Consider the following 18,436-nt stretch of genomic DNA (forward strand, 5'->3'; position numbering starts at 1 on the left):
TTTTTACACCGCAACATTTCCGTCTTTTAAGTATACTATGCGATCAGAATACGCTGCAAGCTCTTTGTTATGAGTGACCATTATGACAGTCACCTCTCCTGCCAGCGATTTTAATAACGAGATTATCATGGATCCGGTGTTTGCATCAAGAGCCCCTGTGGGCTCGTCTGCAAGCAGGATTTTCGGTTTCATAACAACAGCCCTGGCAATTGCAACTCTCTGCTGTTCTCCTCCACTCAGTTCTACCGGTTTGTGGTGCATCCTGTGAGCCAGCCCGACTCTCTCAAGAGCGCTGGCAACTGCGCCGTCATCTTTGTCACCCGCAAACACCAGCGGCAGGGCAACATTTTCATAGGCTGTGAGGGAGGGAATAAGGTGGAACTGCTGGAACACAAACCCAACAGTCCTGCGCCTGAACTCGACAAGTTCTTTCTGGGATTTTTTTGTGATATCGATATCTTTGATGAGGATGCTTCCACCAGTTGGTCTGTCCAGCATCCCGATAATGTTCATTAAAGTGGTTTTTCCGGAACCCGACTGGCCCATAATGGACACGAATTCCCCGTCTTTGATTTCCAGATTAATCCCGTGCAGGACTTCGACCTCATTGTGGCCAAGCCTGTATTTTTTTGTCACATCTTTGACCTGAATCAGGTTTGTACTCAGGTTCTCAGGATTAGCCGGCATTTCCGGATTAACGGAAAATTCAGGCTTTTCAGACACAGGGTTCTCAAGCACAGGACTGTCAGACACAGGACTGTTAGATACGGGATTATCAGACACTTCTCAACACCTCCGCAGGGTCAATTCCAAGCGCTCTTTTTGCAGGGATAACCGAAGCCACCATTCCGGTAAGTATACAGATTCCGGCAACCAGCGGCAGGATTTCCCACATTGGCGAAGGCGACACCGAGACCAGCATAGGAGCAGCAATGGACGAGGCTACCGTACCTATGGCAAATCCAATACCGCCACCGATTATTCCGATAATCGCTCCTTCAAAGAAAAGCATGGATACTACCTGAGCATTACTTGCACCGACCGCTCGCATAATACCGATCTCCTTCAGCTTTTCATTCACAGATGCAAGCATGGTGGAAGCAACTGTCAATGTGCTCACCAGCAGGGTAATTATTGAGACCGCCATTGCGGAAGACTGAGTATGCTCGACAACTGCCATTTCGGTATCTACAATCTGGCTCATTGACCGCGCTTCCAGTCCGGGGAACACTCCTTCTATCTGCCTGCTCATTTCTTCAACAGGACAGTCGTTACAGAGTGCCCTTACCTCTAAACTGCTGACCTTCCCCTCTTTAGAAAGCAGGTACTGGGATGCTGCAAGCGGAAGAATCACATATCCATCTTCATTGCCGCCCGTGCTTTCTATTACCCCGGCAACAACGGCATCAATTGAAAGATTGCCCTGGCTAAGGGTTATCGGGGACCCTTCTTTCAGCCCCAGGGGGCCGGCTATATCCGAACCTACCATTACTTCGGTTTTCTCAGGGGTTTCTGCAGTTATCCAGTGCCCCTGGACTTCCCACCAGGACTTGAGGTTTTTCTCCTTCTCGGGGTCTACCCCCATTATAACGACAGAAGAATTGCCAAGTTCTGCGACCCCATACAATCTTGGAGCTACAACTGCCAGGTTGGAGTTATTTTTAATAGTATAAATTTTGGGAATTTCCGATTCTTCAATATAGTTCTCTCCCATAGACAGAGAACCAATAGACGTTGAACCCGCAACAAGAGGTATGGTTGTTACCTCAGGTCTGACAATGATGTTTGCACCGAACTTATTCGATTCTTCATAAAGACCCTCGGTTGCTGCGGAAAATGTGGTGACTACAGCTACTATTGCTGCAGCAGCTATTACCACACTCAGCACTGCAAATCCGAGTTTTGTCTTCCTGCGGGATATGTCTTTTAAGACTAACATATGTAAACGCATTTGTAATCCTCAATACCTGTTGCCGATTTACTTTTCAGCGGTTTACTTTTCAACAGTTTACCTTCAATTCTCACGTTGAATAATTACGTTGAATAATTACGTTGGATAATTACGTTGGATAATTACGTTGGATAATTACGTTGAATCAAATTTACTATACACTTGATGTAAAGGTATGACTTTACGTTGAGTGTAAACCTACTTTAACTTTACGCTGGATGTAAACGACCTGTGCAAAAAAAGCCCTGGATAAAAACCAGTTATCCTAAAGCTCATCACAAAGCTTATATTTGTTTACAGCAGTCGTAAAGCCATGGTTAAATTAGACCGAATAAATCTTTCCAATGAGGGTTTGACCAAATTTTTCAGTCCCATTGAAGCCCAGATCATGGAGGTTTTGTGGACAAATCAGGAGTCAACAACGCCGGATATTACCGAAAAAACAGGTATTCCTTTATCCAGCGTGGCAGGGACCCTGGACAGGCTTGTAAAAGCCGGTTATGCAAAAAGAGCGGTGGATAAGAGCGGGAACAGGGTAAGGTATCTGTATTCTGCAACAGAGTCTATGGACAATACCGCAAATACCATCACAAAAAAAGTGCTGGACAGCCTTGTAGATACCTTCGGCAAGGTGGCTATTGAAAATTTCCATACTTATCACGGTAAAAAGTGAATTCAGAAGTGGATTAAAAATGATTTGAGAAGTGAATTCAGAAGTGAATTCAGAAGTGAGAGTCCTTGAGAAGCAGGTTCTAAGAATACAAGTTTTTGGGCGGAGGATATGTTCTCCATAACGCAAGAAATTGACTGCTATATAACGTGCATCACCGGTTCTGACCTTTTGCCATTAATAGGGATACAGGCATTTCTGGCTTTACTGCTTTTCACGTTTTATCTTAAAGCCAGAAAACCGGTTCTCAGGATTTCTTCGTTCATTGCTGCACAGTTATTCATGGTCTCGGTTATAGGCACAATTGTTTCCGCTATGCAGTGCAGTCAAATGCTGACAATCGAAATCTATACCGCCTATGTCATTCTTTCAACTGTAATTATTATGCTCCTGCCAAGAGTGTATTACAAAATCCTGATCCGAAGACACGGCGCCCAGCCGATTACAGAAATCATGGACTGGCCCCAGGCATTTGTGAATAATTTAACCGAAGGAGCAAAGGTGTATTATTACGATTCAGCAGTACCGGGGGCTTTTGCCTCTGGAAAAAGCATTTTTTTATCATTGGGGATGCTTGAACTGATGGACGATTCGGAATTAAAAGCCGTACTTGCCCATGAAGTATGGCACATTCGGCATAATAACAAAACTCCTGTATTGAGGCAGCTATCACTTATGACTTTCACAAAAAACCATTCAGAGGATGAACTTGAAGTTCTTGCTGACGTTTTTGCCGGTAAAATTGTTAGCGAAACTGCAGTAGAATCCGCAAGGGCAAAACTGGAGTAAAGCCCGAGTTGCGCTGCCCGAATTGCGCCTCGGGATCGCAGGAAATCGGAGATTTCCTGGGAGTTGCGATGTAATCGCAACAGTACGCGGTCCGTTTCACTCGCTTTGCTCGCTCAAGCGGACTAACTTATGGGTTTTAGCATTGATCTTCAATCAAGAGGGCTAAATTACGATTTCTCTGCCCCATACAACCTTATTCACTGTACCGGGTCGTTTTTGTCACGCTCGACGCAGTAGAGCGGCCTTTCCCAAAAAAGCTTGAAATTAAGAGAAAAACCAGCAAGTAAAAACGACTGGGAAAGCCTGTAAGAAACTAACAGGTAGAAATGGCCGGTAAACCGATAAGATAGCAACTAAAACCAGCAAGTAAAATTCTACCTGAAAAATACTTTTTTCCAGTATTTTTTATCTCTTTTTCTTCTTTTTCAACCTACCGCCAGACAAGCTGGCGGGAGCGTCCTATATTTACCTGTGGGTTTCAAAATGGTCTTGGGATTTAGGAAAGTATCTCTCGGACCCTGTGGAGGACTTTTTTCATAGTATTCAGATTTTCTGGACGTGTCCGGTTGCATGGATAATAATTTTGGATAGGAATTCCAGGCACATCTGATGTTTTCATTTTTATCTATTAATGCGCGATGGGTGAAGGGCGTGCGGCGCTGCAAAGAATAAACGGAAAACCTATTAGGTTTGCTCCGCCCGGCATAGTATCAACCGATTTTCCCTGAACCGGCTTGTAGTTCAAGAATTTCGAATCTGATTACTTTTTCCTGTCAGATGGGATGTATCGCAACCTATATATGTTCACAATTGTTACTATAACGGTGTTCACAATTGTTAACCTACCCGGGTTAATAAACTTGAGGTTTCAGCCCTCTTTTTATCCGCACTCATGTAATGACAGCTCATCAACCAGCTCTTCAGGCAATTCTTGAGGAGATGCACAGGTTCGAATTAGTTGATTCATAGTTTCTAATTAGTATATTCTTTCCATTTTACCTCTTTTATTGTCCTAATATGGGTATATTTTTTTATAATTTAGGCATAATGGGATAAAATTCCATAATTTACGGAAAGGTTTATAAAATTAAGATAGGAATGGTTGAGTACATGACACAGCAATTTACTCTTACCATAGAATCTGGACGGAACAGACTTGGAGAACAGGAAGGGTTTGACAGGATAGAGATCAGACCCGGGGACACCCTGTCAATAGTGGGTCCGACAGGTTCGGGAAAATCGGCTTTAATCAATGATATTGAAAATCTTGCACAGGGGGATACCATAACAGGTCGAAGGATTCTCATCAATGGGGAAGAACCTCCAGAGGCCTTCGTACGGGAGCCAGCCTTCAAACCTATTTCCCTGATTACCCAGAATACACGCTGTCTGGCGGACCTTTCAGTCGAAGAATTCCTGCTTATGCATATAAGAGCACGGAGACCTGGCAGGGACGATTTACTCGATGAGACAATAAATCTTGCAAATACATTTACCGGAGAAGAGATCAGCCTTAAAAGCCGGATGAGCGGTTTATCCGGGGGCCAGACCCGGTCTCTTATGATTGCAGATGCCCTTGTAATCGGCGACACTCCGATACTTCTTCTTGATGAGATTGAGAATGCAGGGATCTTCAAAGACCGTGTTATCCAGTCTCTCCAGAGAGGAAACAAGGCTGTTATCCTTGTAACACACGACCCGTACCTGGCTCTTACAGCCGGCAAGCGTATCGTAATGAGGTATGGAGGAGTTTCCTCTGTGATCGAACCGACAGGACAGGAGCAGGACCTTATTGAAGACCTTGCCGTAATTGAAGACAGACTCCACCAGATCAGAGAACAACTCAGGTTGGGAGCCTCCTTTTCCTCAGATTCTTCTTCCGGTTCTTCATCCGGTTCTTCAGAAGTTTTAATAGCTGCGGTTGAGCAGGGATTTCAGTTGAACAGGGTGTGATCTGCAGATGAAACTCCTCATAATCGCAGGCCCTCCCAGCGGAGGAAAAACTGCTGTAATTCGCCAGATTATAAAGAACCTGCCTGAAGGCTCACTTCCTGCCTTTCTCAAAATTGACGTTGTGCATGCAACAGAAGATGAGGAACTTGCAGAAGAGTTTGGCATTCCTGTCAAAAAGGTATATTCCGGAGATGTATGTCCTGACCATATGGGAATTCTCGTCCTTGATGACGCATTGCACTGGGCGGAGAGCCTTTCAAGAAATATTCTGATAATTGAAAGTGCAGGTCTCTGTCTCAGGTGTACTCCTTACACAACACATTCTCTCGGGATTGCAGTTGTCAGCTCGATCTCAGGCACAAACTCACCCTTCAAAATGGCACCTCTGCTCGCTCTTGCAGATGTGGCAGTTGTTACGAAAACCGATCTTGTCTCACAGGCAGAAAAAGAGGTCTTCAGAGAAAGCATCAGAAAAGTTGTCCCGGATATTGACATTGTAGAGACAAATGCAATTCAGGGAACCGGGCTCAGATACCTGATGCGAAGAATTGTCAATCAACCGGAAATAGGGCAAGATCCTATCATGCTCAGAGGCTCCCCTCCTCTTGGCGTATGTACGATTTGTATCGGTAAAAAAGAGATTGGGTGGAAAAACCACTTTGGAGTCATCCGGCCACTGGATATGCCAGAACCCCTGTATAGAGGTGACTGATAGTGATTGAATGGAATCCCCCGGGTAAAAACTGTGGGGCCTGCGGTTCCCAGACCTGTTCTGACTTTGTTGGCCGGCTTGAAGCCGGATTAGCAGAGCTGGAACTGTGTCCTTTCTACAGTAAAAACAATATCTTGAGCCCGGATAACATTTTGAGCCCAGGGAACATTTTGAGCCGGGAAAATCTTGCGATCCAGGCCAGAAATATCACTTACTCAGGTGTAGACGTTGTCGGGAGAGAATATGACTTCGTACTCTTTCCGTTTCCGGGTGAGCCTTCAGCCCGCAAATTTATAGTGCCTTTCAGGGCAGACCTTGTGGAAAAATGGGATATCAAAAAAGGAGACCTCGTAACCGGCCGTCCGGCAGGCCCGGGATGTCCTGTCTATCATGCTTTGAGAGTCCTGAGTGCAAACCCGGTCACAGGTGTAATTGAGTGCCATACTGTGGGTCCTATGGCCGCAAGAAAAGAAGACGTCCACGACGTCCAGGCTTATCATGTCCACGCTTTCGAAGGAATTGCAAGTACTATAAGAAAACCCCCTGTCTTCGGGACCCGCCAGTATTTCCTGCCCGGCAACTGCATGATCGGAATTGCACATACTGCCCTTGTGAACATGAGTTTTCAAAAACCTTCAGGACTCCACGTCCGGCTTGAGGATATAAGGATATTATGAAGACTATCGAGGAAATTAATAGGAAAATCGCACGTGATGAAGCGATAATTCTAACTGCTGCCGAACTCAAGTCCATGGTACGTGCCGGTCAAAAGGTAACTCTCGATGATGTGGATGTGGTCACGACCGGAACATTTGGCGTGATGTCCGGCACAATGGCAGTTATGATGGTCCCTGTAGCCGGAAAGTGCAGTTTTGAGAGGGCAGACTCCATCTGGCTAAATGGTGTGCCTGCTCAGCCCGGCCCCTGCCCGAACGAACGGCTTGGGGTTGTGGACCTTGTGATAAACGGGACAGCGCATGCAGATGACCGGTATGGCGGAGGACACCTTTTCCGGGACCTTGTAAAAGGAAAAGAGATTGACGTCCTCGTGGAAGCACACGGCAGGAGATATGAAAATCAGGTTACGCTTGATGATATCGACTATGCCAGGATCATTACCACAAGGCTTGCGTTTAAAAATTACCACGCACTTATAAACCCCACTTCGGCCACAATCAATACTATTTTTTCTGTGACGGGCCTGACAGGACCTTTTACGGAAGCAACGGTATCAGGCTGCGGGGAAATAAACCCGCTTCAAAATGACCCCTCCCGCAGGATAATAGGCGTGGGTACAAGAGTTCTTTTGAATGGTGCACCCGGTTATATTATGGGAAGAGGGACCAGGTCCAGCCTCGATAAACCGAATGTCTCCGCCTTTGCAGATATGAAGGGAATGGACCCGGCGATGATGGGCGGGATGAAAACCTCACACGGGCCTGAGTGCCTGACCTCCCTTGCAGTCCCTATACCTGTCCTTGATGAAGATACTCTCTCGGGATTAAAAATCCTGGACCACAATGTCCCGTTGCCTGTCTCGGATGTAAACGGGCGCACTGCACATACAAAAGTAAACTACGGGCATATCTGGGAAGGCACCGACAGGGTCATCCGGAGCGAAAAAGAACGGTGCCTGCACCATCCGGATTGTGCCGCAATGCGCACCTGTCCTACGGATGCAATTTCAAATAATTTCGTTATCAATAGAGATCTCTGTATCAATTGCGGCACCTGTACACTCCAGTGTTCTGAAGGAGTATTCCGTGCAAGACTGGGCTCTATAGAACTGGCAGAAGGAACTGTCCCGATCTCACTGCGGCAGTCAGACAGGGCGCGGGCAGAAAGACTCTGTACGATGCTTAAGAACCGTATCCTGAAGCACGAGTTTACGCCAACACAGATGCTGGAACCTCTCTAACATAGAGGGTTAATCAGCCTTTTTTTGAAGCTATTTGATATAAGGACATTATTTTTCAATTTTCAATTTTTTATCATCTCACTTACGTATTTAATGTTTGTCATTAACGAAAAATACTCGGAGCAGTGGTATTTCTCCTGAATTTATCTCTAGCCAGATAGATCTGAAATCAACCAGACTTAAAACCCGGTTAATCAATAAACTTCTTATAAAAATTAAACGCCTGCCCGAGAGGGCAATTTATATAAATCGAACTCATGTGCCTACATTGAAAATAAATTTACTAAATGTCAGGCCCCTTATAATAGGATCTCCGCACTCGAAAAGAGACATTAAGATATATTAATAATAGACATATATAGATCTATAGATTATATAGAGCGGCCTAAAATATATGGAAAACATAAAATATAATGAAATGGTCTGGAATACCATAAGATACATGGATTTAAGGAGAACAGGTGTAGACTCCATAAATCAAGCATAAATTGGAAGAGATCTGAGGCATCATAGCAATCATGCATTTAGCAATTATGAATCTGGCAATTATGCATCATAGCAATCATGCATCATAGCAATTATAGTAGTTTTGGAGTTTAAAATCTCTGGAGTAAGGAAAAAAATGGATTTACTTGTCATAGCTATTATCCTTGCAGGCTTATACATGGCCTGGAACATAGGGGCAAACGACCTCGCAAATGCTATGGGGACTTCAGTAGGAACGGGTGCCCTAACAATCAAGCAGGTCATTGTCATTGCCGCTGTGTTTGAATTCCTGGGTGCCGTGTTCTTCGGAAAACGGGTTACCTCGACAATTGCAAAAGGGATCGTTCCCATTGATATGATCAGTAGCATTCACCCGGATATTGTGGTGCTGGGGATGCTGGCTGCAATTCTTGCCGCAAGTTTTTGGATAACGCTCGCAACCTTTTACAACCTTCCCGTCTCAACCAGCCATTCAATTGTTGGTTCCGTGCTCGGCTTCGGGTTGATTGCAGCTTATAACGGAACGATCTCTTTTTCTGACATTCACTGGACTGTTCTTCTGAAAATTGTTGCTAGCTGGTTTATATCTCCGGTTCTTGGAGCTATTCTTGCGTTTCTGATCTTTTCTCTAATAAGGAGTCTTTACCTTCACAAGGCTTCAGATATGCCTGCCGTTGAGAAAAAATTCATATTCTTACAGCTCATAACTGCCTGTTATATCGCATTTGCGCACGGGTCAAATGATGTCGCAAACGCTGTAGGTCCTCTCTCTGCCGCGCTTAACGTGATGGGGGTAACAGGAAGCGAAATCCCTATCAGTGTGCTTGTAATGGGTGGCATTGGCATGGTAATAGGCATGGCAACCTGGGGATATAAGGTGGTCGAAACCATAGGGTCAAAGATCACGGAACTTACCCCAACACGCGGCTTTTCCGCACAGTTTGCAACTGCCTCAGTGGTTCTGATACACAGTTATAGCTCTCTCCCGATTTCGACTACTCATACCCTTGTAGGTTCGGTTATTGGCGTAGGGCTTGCAGGTGGACTTGCAGCCGTTGACCTGGGCGTAATCTGGAAGATTATTTCTTCCTGGATAGCAACAGTCCCCATAGCTGCCCTTACATCGGCAATAATCTTTGTGGGACTTGAGGTGATATTTTTATGAAAGACTACATCCGTTCCGTACTCGACGTGGTCGCAGACTCTCCCTTCGTCCCTCTTGAAATGCACGCTAAAAAAGGGGTGCTTGCAGTTGAGAAGCTCTCTGAAGCAATGGAAGCTTATTGCAAAGGAGATCAGGTACTTCTTAATGAGCGGACTGAAGAAATCGACATATTGGAACATGATGCCGACAAAATCAAACAGAAAATCAGGGCAAGCATACCCTCCTCCATCAGGCTGCCGGTGAACAAAAAGGACCTCCTTTCTTTCCTCAAGCAGCAGGACTCTATCGCTGATTTTGCCCAGGCTTCAGCCTACTGGATGACCCTGCGCCCCTGTAAAAACCTCCCGGATGAAATCAAGGAAGGCTTTCTGGAACTCATGGCAGCCTCCCTGAAAACCGCCAGGCTGTATGAGGAGCTTGTGGGCGAACTTTACAAGCTGCTTGCAACATCTTTCAGCAAGGAAGAAATCAAAGAAACAATGCAGATCGTCCCTCAGGTCGAAAGGCTGGAACATGATGTAGATGTGCTTGAGACAGCTCTCCTAAAAAAGATCTTCGAACATGAAGATGCTCTCGGAGGGGCAGGCGTCTGCCACCTTATGGGGCTTGTTGAAAAGGTAGGAGGCATTGCTGATAAGTCCGCAAGTGCAGCTGACCGCCTGAGGTCTATGATCCTCAGAAGGTAAGTTTCCTTTTACTTCACTTCCTTTTTTATATTAATATTTTTTCCGAACTCTGCAGGTCTATTTGATTAATTTTTTGATATATTCCGGTGCCCGGAGCTGGAAGCTTTCAGTTTTCTCCCCCTGCGCCACACTGGGCCTGAGTCGGCCTGTCAACCAGATAAAACAAAATCGGCAAACCAATCCTGCAATTAAGAAAGATCAAATACTTAAGAAATATCCCCAGGGGCTGAGATAATACTTTCCTTTCCCTGGGAACCGATTTTCAATTCACAGTAAAATAAGCGCCTCCGCCAGCCATCCAGCCTGTCTGGCGGCTCGTCAAAAACTGCAGACAAAGAAGAAAAAACTCAAATAAAAATAGAAAAGAGAATCGGAAAATAATATTTTTCAGATAGAATTTAATTCTGCGTTGTTTTGTCTCACAGGTTTCTCCAGTCGTTTTTACTTGCTGGTTTTTCTCTTAATTTCAAGCTTTTTTGGGAAAGGCCACTATCCTGCGATCCCGAGGCGCAATTCAGGTGGTAAAACTCGGGCGGCTGACGATTACAGCTGCAGTAAGGACCAGGAAACAGCCTGTAAGGGGGCCTGTTGAAAGGGCAACCCCGAGAAACGCCAGGTCGAAAAAAACCCCGGCAACAGGTTCGATAAGGGCAAGCAGGCTTCCTGTCTGGGACTCAAGGTTTGCAAAGCCTATGGTAGTGAGAATCCCGCCAATTCCCACAGAAACAATCCCAAAAGCCATTAGAGGAAGTATATTGGGTACAAGCACGGAAATGGAAGTCCCTGCAGCAAAAGGTGCCATCAGGAGGCAGCTGATTGCAGTGCCCCAGAAAGCGATTGCAAATTCGGAATGATCTTTTTTCAGGACCCGCACGTTCATAATGATAACTGCAAGGAGCATTCCCGCAAAGAGTCCGGATGCGATCCCTATGAAATGGCTGCCGGAAAATTCGAGGGTTCCAAACCCGCCTTCCGGGCGGATCACCAGATAAACGCCTGCAATTGCAAGGAAAAGGGCTGCAATGCTCTCCTTCCCTACCTTTTCTTTCAAAACAAAAGGTGAAGCCAGCATTACGTAGATCGGGGCAGTGTATTCGAGCAGGATAGCCATGGAAAAACAGGTTTCCTTTACGCACAGGAAATAAAAGAACATGTTAACCAGGACAAAGATGCCCTGTAAGAGAAGACGAGCTCTCCCTTTTCCAGGTTTCAGTTCTCCAAGCCTGTTCGTTGCCAGAAGATAAGTGAAAATAAAGGCAAGCCCGAAGAAAAGGCGGTAAAATATTATTGAAGTTATGGGCAGGTTGTGAATATTAGCAAGGAATAAGCCTGTCATCCCATAGAGAATACAACCAAGCAACACTGCCAGATGGGCACCTTTTTTCACCTGAAACATAAGACAGGTAAAACCCCGGATTTGCTTAAATAACTTGCCAGATAAGTCCCTGGGGTCTTTTATCCGAGAGATTTCTTCGGGAGATTTTAGTGGGAAAAGAATCGTTATCTTCTTTTGTTCGGGGAGATTCCGGAACTCAGGGTAGTCCTGGGGGGCTCTATTATTCTGGGGGCGGCATTTTACAGGACTTTTAATTCCGTACAAGTCCCATTTCATAAGGGAAAACGAATTTATTATTTCACAATTATATATATTCGATATTATAAATTAAGGGGAAGGTGTAAACAATGGTAAATGGAAAGGTTGTTGGCGGAGCAATACTTGTGGTCATAGCAGTATGGGTTTTCATGGTGATGCCGGATTATACGGCCAGGGTTGTCGGGGGGGCAATTCTGGGAATCCTGGGAATAGCATTGTTGATAAGCGGGCTTAAAAGAGAGTAAAATGGCTGCATTCCCGGTAAACCCGGCTCATTATGTAATGAGGCCAGAAATGGAGATGGAGGATAAAGAATGAAAAGCGAGGGTCATGGAAATATTTCAAAAAACATCCTGCAGCCTTTTTTGCTTTTCATCCTGACAATTGTGCTTTTGGTCTCCGGCTGTGTTGAAGTCGGAGAATTGCAGACAGAATCCCGGTCAGTTGACCTGGGTGGTGCGAGGTCGGCAGATGTTGAACTCGAGATGTATAGCGGCGAGATGAATATAATTGGGGGTACAGGCGGCGAGGATGAACTTCTGAATGCCGAATTCCGGTACAACGTTGCTGCATGGAAGCCCGAAATTGAGTATAATGTCCTTGAGGGCCAGGGCAGGCTCATCGTTAGGCAGCCAGAAATTCAAGGAGGCATAACCGGAGGCAGTGCCCGAAACGAGTGGGACCTTCGGCTAAAAGAGGATGTTCCCCTGGACCTGAAGGCCAGGCTGAGCAGCGGGGATTGTTCTCTCAACATGGACAGTTCCCTGCTAAAAATGCTCGATATTGGCTCCAGCAGTGGGGATATCAAAGCGGATCTCTCCGGGAATCAGGCTCTGCTGGAAGAGGTCGAGATAGTTCAGGCCAGTGGGAATACTTTACTGGACCTTTCCGGGGAATATCCTTCCCTTTCCACGGTGGTTATGGATTCCAGCAGCGGAGATATCACTGCAGGTCTCACAGGCAACTACGGTCCACTTAGCCTTGTGGAAATAAAGTTGAGCAGCGGGGATGCCTTTGTGGACCTTACCGGCAACTGGAGTAATGATTCTCTGATGGAGGTGGCTGTAAGCTCCGGAGATATCACTTTATGGGTGCCCCGGAATGTAGGAGTTTACGTTGAGGCTGATACTGTTTCAGGTGATATTACAGCAAGCGGTTTCAGGCTTGAAGACCACGCTTACGTTAACGATGCCTCCGGCGAGTCAGAAGTGACCTTGAGGGTAAAAGCGTCTTCAAGCAGCGGCAACATCAAACTGCTTTTTGGGGATTGAAAGATGAAGGTCAGGAAGGCTCTACCCAGGAACGGTGTTTTTCCACCCGAATTGCGCCTCGCCCGAATTGCGCCTCGGGATTGCAGGAAATCGGAGATTTCCTGGGAGTTGCGATGTAATCGCAACAGTACACGGTCCTTTTCGCTTCGCTCAAGCGGACTAATTGAAAAAACGAATTTACATAATTACAGTTTTCCGTGTCTTCCTTGGTTATAGCGTTAGATGTGATTTTTCCCCCGCCCGTCTGTGTTTTCCGTGCTTAAAAATAAGAACGAAGGCAGGACTTAAAGCCCTGCTCTTTCGACTATTGTGTCTGCCACATGTTTTGCATCTTTGAATGGGAAGTCTGCTGCTGTGAGCAATTTGCCTGCGTCTCCTGCAGTAACCGCAAGGTCACCTGATCTGCATGTGGTGTCTGCACCGGCAGGGAATGCAGCGAGCAATTCTCCGGGTGTGTTTATGGGAAACTTTGCGCCGTTAAGGCCTGCAACAATCTGTCCGTGAATATCATCTCTTACAGTCATATCTTATCCCTCAGATTTTGTCTTTTTACTCAAATTTTGTCTTTTTCCCTTGTTTCGGGTTTTTTATTCATCTGGACTTTTTACTTCTTTGCAGTTTGATTTCCTCCGGAGAATTCATCCTACAACCTCTTATTGGCAGGTTATTGATATATACTTAATCGGCATTGGAATGTAGTTGATGCATCCCGATACACTGCAACAACTCTTTAGGTCATCTCGATACCTCTGTGGGACTTATCTGATTAGCCGCATGATGTCGAAAATAATTCATTTATGATCTCAAAAGAAGTAAGAATCAGAAGAAGGGATAAAAGAAGCTGGAAAAATAAAATGAAAAGAAAGGAAAAGGAAAAGGAAAAAGAAAAGGAAAAAGAAAAGGAAAAAGTAATAACAGCCTTAGAGCCGCTTAAATCAAATCCCCTGGTTGTTTGTGCTCCAGCAGCACTGGAAGAAGTTGTTGCTGTTTCTTTTTTAGGGGATCTACTTTTCTTCAAATATTTGGAAAAGCCCGGATGTTTAGCATCCGGTGAGTGCGCAGGGTCTGATACGCGAAAGTAAAAAATCCGGCCCTGTTTTCCAGAAGCTGTTTAGTTCAGTTCCCTCCGCTGCTTGTTTTCAGGCAGCACAGGCAAAGGCATGGTGTTGATACGGATCAGGCTTTTTGAGGTATGGAATCAGAATTCATATTCCAAATCCTGATGTATCTTCAACCATGCCTAATCCACTGCCGGTTTCCTTTAGTGTTATGACCTTATCCTCGGTCTCGATCTGGAAATCAACGACATCGACAAGGTTCTCTATATAACTGAAATTAAAGTTATTCATAAAGCTGAAAGATTCCTTGCAATAGCTCTTCATGACCATGAACACTTTGCCTTCTTCAGCGGTAATGACCCATCTTTTATTCCCATTTTCTGAAGGGTACTCGTACACTTTTGCCTTCTTGAATAGGTGCATCTTTCTGGTCTCTGCATCATAGAATTCCATTGAATTGTGTATATCGTATTCTAATCCGCCAATCTCGATATTCGGGATGTAGTAGGTCAGGATCGACCCGTTCATGAACACGATTCTCGACCATTTCCAGGGGATGAAAGGCCCGACAACAATTACTTTTTGCGCATAGCACTTTCCGGAGAAATCCTTCTCAAACAGCACGCCCTCAAAATCAAAATACAGGTTAGCGAGCCTGTAACCGAACAAGCCTTTGAAGTATTCAGACACCTCTGAATTGTAATTATTATCCTCCGGCTCTCTTATGTCTAAACAGCAGACCGTCTGGCCATTGCTTGAAATATCAAGCATATACTTTGGAAATGACCCATAGAAATCCGCTTTCATCTCTTTGCTGGAGCAGGTCACCCTCTTATCTTTAACTTCAATGACTCCCAGGTCATCAGTGAGGTTTTTCTTTATCTCATCATATGCCCAGGAGACACAATACCCGTCTGTTTTATCATTTTTTATCCTGCTGTTCACTACATATCTGCCATTGACCTCGGTATCCCCCGCACTCCTGCCGAACGTAAGAAAAAACTGGCGCCTGGACCCGTCATCGGCTGTGAATTTCATGAACCAGTATTCTTTCCCGAAAAGCGGAAGGTCCTCAAAAGAAAAAAGAAGGTCGTCAATGCCTCTTTTGAGTTCTTTCTTCACCAATAGCCTTTCGATTTTATCTTTACTTTCCTTTATCTCCTGTATTGACGCGATAAATGCTTTCTTTTCAATTTCAGGCAGATTTCTGATGTAATCGTTTCTTTCTTTTATAAAACGCAAAAGCTTGTTTTTTTCGCTTATAATTCTCTCTTCAAGAGTTTTGTTTTTAATCTCTTTGTCACCTGATATTTCAGTCATTTCATCTTCCCTGGAACTTTAAGCAATACTTTTTCAGAAACATAACATCCATAAATTTTGAATAATATAATCTTATCGTAGAAAATGCTGCGTATGAATTTATTGTTGACAAAATGAAGGCGAAAAAAAGAGGAAAAGGAAGGTGAAAAAGAAGAGGAAAATAGGTAAAGAAAAGGAAAAGGAAGGTGAAAAAGAAGATGAAAATAGGTAAAGAAAAGGAAAATCGGTAAAGAGAGAAAGCAAAGAAGGTAAAGAAAAGAAATGAAAAGAAAACGGTAAAGAGAGAAAGCAAAGAAGGTAAAGAAAAAAGGTAAAGAAAAAAGGTAAAGAAAAAAGTAATAACGGCTTTAGAGCCGTTTATTTCATGTCCCTTGGCTGTTTGTGCTCAGGAAGTACAGGCAGAGCCATGGTATTGATCAGAAGTGGGCTTTTGATATCTTTTGCCCTTTCTATCACAAGTTCTTTTCCTTTCTGGGTAAGGGCGAAAAGCGGTACAGCAGTTCCAACCTGAGCGAGGGGCTTTACCAGGTCCCTGACGTACTTTGAAGCGCAGCTGGTTACGATATCTGAATTTTCTACCAGAGTCTGAGCTCCTTCCCTGGTTAAACCGGTAACATGTACCCCAATTACTATCAAATCAAGCCCGAGTTCGGCTTCAAGCTTCCGTAACTCTTTTGCGGTTTCACCGAAAGCCGCGGTTACTGCGATCTTTTTGTAACCGAGTTCAGCTGCCTTTTTCACTCCGGCAACAGGGTCCATTACGGCAGTTGAGGGGTCAAGCACAATTCCGCCGCATTCTGTGATTCCGTTTATGATGCCATCGATTGGCTCGGTTTCGACAAGGCCGGACATCCTGCCGCCCATGCCCTGGACAAGGGTGGGGTTGTTGGAAATGACAGTTCCTGCGCCTTCACAGGCGGTTACGGTTGTGTCAAGTAAACCTCTGCTCAGGCCTGTCATCATAACTTCAGATGCTCCAAACCCTACAAAGTCCTCGAGTTCAAGACGGCGCTTGTCCGTAAACATCCCGAAGTCGCTGATCCTGAATTCCATATTCTTCTTAACTTCTTCGGGGGTGATCTTCTGGATTCCGCGCATTTTGGCAAAGAGGGGACACCATTCGACTTCAGGCTCTCCGACTTCGACAACTTTCCCGTCTTTTACGACGACTCTTGTTTTTCCAAGTAATTCCATTATATGAGGCATAGTTGCACCTTTCAAAATTGATCAAAAATATGATTGTTAAGAAATTCAAATCCGGTAAAAATTGCAGGTAAAGTTTGTGGTTATTTATATAATAGGTTATTGGTTTTGGGATTTTGATTCTACTTCTGGCTTTTTACTGAATATTTTATTGCGTTGGCTTGTGGTTTTCTACTACTTTTTGAGTCATTTGCTATAAATGCAAAATTCATTGATTATTGTAGTCTGAGCTTTCCACTCAATTTGAAGAGGATACCGTTTTTCTTTTAAATTCTTCTTTTTAGTTTTTCTTTTAAATTCTTCTTTTTAGTTTTTCTTTTAAATTTTTCTTTTTAGTTTTTCTTTTTATTTCGTATTTTTTCCATAGTGCTCCGGCAAAAAGAAATACTTCCTTTTTACACCTGATTTCAATTTGCCATCATAAGGAATAAGACTGTAACCTTCAAGCCAAAAAGCGGGTCATTCCCGCTTGTCTCAGAGTTTTCCCTGCAGAACTCCATATTAACTTTTCAATCAGATTCTTAATTTAAAGTCTTACTTTAGTTCTCTATAGTATCTGCATTTTCTGCCGGTTTGAAAATCACCATAAATCCCCCACGGTTTAAAATTATTTTTGATCTCATATAGTTGGCGTTATATATTATGTGTGATATAGGATAAATACAGGAGTATTAAATTCAATTACTCTCCTTTCCGGAAGATATTACAAATAAGGAAGGGGTTCTTCGGTCAGGAAAATATAAAGGGGGTGCAAGATTGCTAAATATGAAGAAATATGGCAAGCTGTTGCTGAGCGCATATGTCATGAAGAAAATTAAGCCAGGGGGCTCCCAAAAGAGTGGAGGAATAATTAATAAATATGGTAAATTAGTTCTTGGGGCATATATACTTGAGAAACTCACGTCAGAAAAATCTCAAAAAGAATTAGGGCTTGAAATAGAACCAGAAGAAGTAAAATTGGATGAAGCAGGGGAGGGGTCTTCAATGAATACATTTTGTAAGATAATGATGGGTATGCTTGTCGGAGCTACAGCTATTTACGCGTTTAAAAAACATGCTGCTAAAAAGTGTGGGTACAAAATCAAAGTGCAATGAGACGAAAGGAGGGGTACGATATTGCATAAAAATAATAACTGGGGTAAATTTCTGTTGGGGGTATTTGCAGGAGCTGCAATTGTATATACTGTTAAAAAGTATATGTGTAACAGGTCCCTTCCAGAGGCTTTCAAATCTCTTCCTCTTCACTTTAAACAGGGGCAGGTCCCTCCAAAGATCAAATCAATTTATCCTGACAGGCAGACTTTTGCGTTCAGGCATGATTCCCCTATCTGGATCGAATTCGATATGCCCATGAATAATGCAAGCATTACGAAAGAGACCGTAATAGTAAGAAGTTCCGCATCATCAGAGCCTGTGGAAGGCCTACTGGATGCAGGGTCCAGAATAATGATGTTCCGTCCTTATGGCGAATATCCTATGGATGAGTCAGGTGCTGAAATAACAATTACCTTACTTGGAACCGAAACCGGATCAGGAGTCATAATAGACGAACGGGGAATTGCTCTGGATGGCGATAACGACGGAAAAGCCGGAGGAGACTTTGTATATACCTGTCTCTTATACACATCTCCGAGCCCACGAGACGTAGAGGAATCTCGTA

20 protein-coding genes are annotated in these 18,436 nt (G+C 44.3%); 13 read left to right on the forward strand and 7 right to left on the reverse strand.

All coding sequences use genetic code 11. From position 1 onward, the window contains the following. Nucleotides 1-3: 3 nt before the first annotated feature. Nucleotides 4-783, reverse strand: a complete 780-nt coding sequence (locus EO93_RS14665) for an ABC transporter ATP-binding protein (RefSeq protein ID WP_304413483.1) — start codon at nt 781-783, stop codon at nt 4-6. Then, a complete protein-coding gene (locus EO93_RS14670; protein ID WP_082105936.1) occupies nt 776-1,951 on the reverse strand; it encodes an ABC transporter permease in 1,176 nt (391 codons plus the stop codon). Before EO93_RS14670 ends, EO93_RS14665 begins: the two co-directional genes overlap by 8 nt. Nucleotides 1,952-2,264: 313 nt before the next feature. Here EO93_RS14670 and EO93_RS14675 point away from each other — a divergent pair, with 313 nt between their 5' ends. The 8 genes from EO93_RS14675 to EO93_RS14710 all read left to right on the forward strand — a co-directional run bounded on the left by EO93_RS14675 (nt 2,265) and on the right by EO93_RS14710 (nt 10,330). Further along, nucleotides 2,265-2,624 carry a BlaI/MecI/CopY family transcriptional regulator gene (locus EO93_RS14675; RefSeq protein ID WP_048132826.1) on the forward strand — a complete coding sequence of 120 codons (360 nt, stop codon included), beginning with the start codon at nt 2,265-2,267 and terminating at the stop codon, nt 2,622-2,624. A 108-nt stretch (nt 2,625-2,732) separates the two neighbouring features. Continuing rightward, nucleotides 2,733-3,410: a M48 family metalloprotease gene (locus EO93_RS14680; RefSeq protein WP_048163309.1), complete on the forward strand. Its 678-nt coding sequence runs from the start codon at nt 2,733-2,735 to the stop codon at nt 3,408-3,410. A gap of 1,110 nt (nt 3,411-4,520) precedes the next feature. Next, entirely contained in the window at nt 4,521-5,363 is an 843-nt protein-coding gene (locus tag EO93_RS14685) for an ATP-binding cassette domain-containing protein (protein ID WP_156161342.1), read from the forward strand. A gap of 7 nt (nt 5,364-5,370) precedes the next feature. Continuing rightward, nucleotides 5,371-6,075: a GTP-binding protein gene (locus tag EO93_RS14690; RefSeq protein ID WP_048132830.1), complete on the forward strand. Its 705-nt coding sequence runs from the start codon at nt 5,371-5,373 to the stop codon at nt 6,073-6,075. A gap of 2 nt (nt 6,076-6,077) precedes the next feature. Then, a complete protein-coding gene (locus EO93_RS14695; protein ID WP_200898129.1) occupies nt 6,078-6,752 on the forward strand; it encodes a (Fe-S)-binding protein in 675 nt (224 codons plus the stop codon). Next, complete coding sequence (locus tag EO93_RS14700) at nt 6,749-7,993, forward strand: methanogenesis marker 16 metalloprotein (protein ID WP_048163310.1); 1,245 nt, start codon at nt 6,749-6,751, stop codon at nt 7,991-7,993. Before EO93_RS14695 ends, EO93_RS14700 begins: the two co-directional genes overlap by 4 nt. A 622-nt stretch (nt 7,994-8,615) precedes the next feature. After that, complete coding sequence (locus tag EO93_RS14705; RefSeq protein WP_048163312.1) at nt 8,616-9,644, forward strand: inorganic phosphate transporter; 1,029 nt, start codon at nt 8,616-8,618, stop codon at nt 9,642-9,644. Then, nucleotides 9,641-10,330 (forward strand): TIGR00153 family protein, encoded by a 690-nt coding sequence (locus EO93_RS14710; protein ID WP_048163313.1) that lies wholly within the window; start codon nt 9,641-9,643, stop codon nt 10,328-10,330. Before EO93_RS14705 ends, EO93_RS14710 begins: the two co-directional genes overlap by 4 nt. A gap of 514 nt (nt 10,331-10,844) precedes the next feature. Here EO93_RS14710 and EO93_RS14715 read toward each other — a convergent pair. Continuing rightward, nucleotides 10,845-11,942, reverse strand: coding sequence for a DMT family transporter (locus tag EO93_RS14715; protein ID WP_235284286.1), 1,098 nt, complete (start codon nt 11,940-11,942; stop codon nt 10,845-10,847). Between the two features lie 71 nt (nt 11,943-12,013). Here EO93_RS14715 and EO93_RS17660 point away from each other — a divergent pair, with 71 nt between their 5' ends. Together EO93_RS17660 and EO93_RS14720 are read left to right on the forward strand one after the other, a co-directional pair. Then, on the forward strand, nt 12,014-12,169 hold the full coding sequence (locus tag EO93_RS17660; protein WP_156161343.1) for a hypothetical protein: 156 nt from the start codon (nt 12,014-12,016) through the stop codon (nt 12,167-12,169). A 69-nt stretch (nt 12,170-12,238) separates the two neighbouring features. Beyond that, the gene (locus EO93_RS14720; protein ID WP_048163314.1) at nt 12,239-13,195 is read left to right on the forward strand and encodes a DUF4097 family beta strand repeat-containing protein; all 957 of its coding nucleotides are present in this window, start codon (nt 12,239-12,241) and stop codon (nt 13,193-13,195) included. Between the two features lie 10 nt (nt 13,196-13,205). Here the strand turns inward: EO93_RS14720 and EO93_RS17665 are convergent, their stop codons facing one another. Further along, nucleotides 13,206-13,349, reverse strand: a complete 144-nt coding sequence (locus EO93_RS17665) for a hypothetical protein (RefSeq protein WP_156161344.1) — start codon at nt 13,347-13,349, stop codon at nt 13,206-13,208. Nucleotides 13,350-13,479: 130 nt separating this feature from the next. Further along, a complete protein-coding gene (locus tag EO93_RS14725; RefSeq protein ID WP_048132840.1) occupies nt 13,480-13,719 on the reverse strand; it encodes an MTH865 family protein in 240 nt (79 codons plus the stop codon). Nucleotides 13,720-13,992: 273 nt separating this feature from the next. Here EO93_RS14725 and EO93_RS14730 point away from each other — a divergent pair, with 273 nt between their 5' ends. After that, on the forward strand, nt 13,993-14,277 hold the full coding sequence (locus tag EO93_RS14730; protein WP_048163316.1) for a hypothetical protein: 285 nt from the start codon (nt 13,993-13,995) through the stop codon (nt 14,275-14,277). A gap of 123 nt (nt 14,278-14,400) precedes the next feature. On the opposite strand, the gene EO93_RS14735 is transcribed toward EO93_RS14730, so the two are convergent. Beyond that, nucleotides 14,401-15,573: a hypothetical protein gene (locus EO93_RS14735; RefSeq protein ID WP_235282879.1), complete on the reverse strand. Its 1,173-nt coding sequence runs from the start codon at nt 15,571-15,573 to the stop codon at nt 14,401-14,403. A gap of 357 nt (nt 15,574-15,930) precedes the next feature. Then, entirely contained in the window at nt 15,931-16,779 is an 849-nt protein-coding gene (locus EO93_RS14740) for a methanogenesis marker 8 protein (RefSeq protein WP_048163318.1), read from the reverse strand. A 762-nt stretch (nt 16,780-17,541) separates the two neighbouring features. Here EO93_RS14740 and EO93_RS14745 point away from each other — a divergent pair. Further along, nucleotides 17,542-17,871 carry a hypothetical protein gene (locus EO93_RS14745; RefSeq protein ID WP_235283064.1) on the forward strand — a complete coding sequence of 110 codons (330 nt, stop codon included), beginning with the start codon at nt 17,542-17,544 and terminating at the stop codon, nt 17,869-17,871. Between the two features lie 54 nt (nt 17,872-17,925). After that, the coding region (locus EO93_RS14750) for an Ig-like domain-containing protein (RefSeq protein ID WP_235284287.1) at nt 17,926-18,436 on the forward strand (511 nt) is incomplete at its 3' end.

This window comes from Methanosarcina sp. 1.H.A.2.2 (assembly GCF_000979975.1).
GTDB lineage: Archaea > Halobacteriota > Methanosarcinia > Methanosarcinales > Methanosarcinaceae > Methanosarcina.

Excerpts from the sequence above, each read along its gene's own strand:
- EO93_RS14705 (WP_048163312.1), top strand. The coding sequence starts at position 8,616 with ATGGATTTACTTGTCATAGCTATTATCCTTGCAGGCTTATACATGGCC.
- EO93_RS14690 (WP_048132830.1), top strand. The coding sequence starts at position 5,371 with ATGAAACTCCTCATAATCGCAGGCCCTCCCAGCGGAGGAAAAACTGCT.
- EO93_RS14735 (WP_235282879.1), bottom strand. The coding sequence starts at position 15,573 with ATGACTGAAATATCAGGTGACAAAGAGATTAAAAACAAAACTCTTGAA.
- EO93_RS14685 (WP_156161342.1), top strand. The coding sequence starts at position 4,521 with ATGACACAGCAATTTACTCTTACCATAGAATCTGGACGGAACAGACTT.
- EO93_RS14675 (WP_048132826.1), top strand. The coding sequence starts at position 2,265 with ATGGTTAAATTAGACCGAATAAATCTTTCCAATGAGGGTTTGACCAAA.
- EO93_RS14720 (WP_048163314.1), top strand. The coding sequence starts at position 12,239 with ATGAAAAGCGAGGGTCATGGAAATATTTCAAAAAACATCCTGCAGCCT.
- EO93_RS14680 (WP_048163309.1), top strand. The coding sequence starts at position 2,733 with ATGTTCTCCATAACGCAAGAAATTGACTGCTATATAACGTGCATCACC.
- EO93_RS14730 (WP_048163316.1), top strand. The coding sequence starts at position 13,993 with ATGATCTCAAAAGAAGTAAGAATCAGAAGAAGGGATAAAAGAAGCTGG.
- EO93_RS14725 (WP_048132840.1), bottom strand. The coding sequence starts at position 13,719 with ATGACTGTAAGAGATGATATTCACGGACAGATTGTTGCAGGCCTTAAC.
- EO93_RS14700 (WP_048163310.1), top strand. The coding sequence starts at position 6,749 with ATGAAGACTATCGAGGAAATTAATAGGAAAATCGCACGTGATGAAGCG.
- EO93_RS14670 (WP_082105936.1), bottom strand. The coding sequence starts at position 1,951 with ATGCGTTTACATATGTTAGTCTTAAAAGACATATCCCGCAGGAAGACA.
- EO93_RS14745 (WP_235283064.1), top strand. The coding sequence starts at position 17,542 with ATGAAGAAATATGGCAAGCTGTTGCTGAGCGCATATGTCATGAAGAAA.
- EO93_RS14710 (WP_048163313.1), top strand. The coding sequence starts at position 9,641 with ATGAAAGACTACATCCGTTCCGTACTCGACGTGGTCGCAGACTCTCCC.
- EO93_RS17660 (WP_156161343.1), top strand. The coding sequence starts at position 12,014 with ATGGTAAATGGAAAGGTTGTTGGCGGAGCAATACTTGTGGTCATAGCA.
- EO93_RS14740 (WP_048163318.1), bottom strand. The coding sequence starts at position 16,779 with ATGCCTCATATAATGGAATTACTTGGAAAAACAAGAGTCGTCGTAAAA.
- EO93_RS14715 (WP_235284286.1), bottom strand. The coding sequence starts at position 11,942 with ATGAAATGGGACTTGTACGGAATTAAAAGTCCTGTAAAATGCCGCCCC.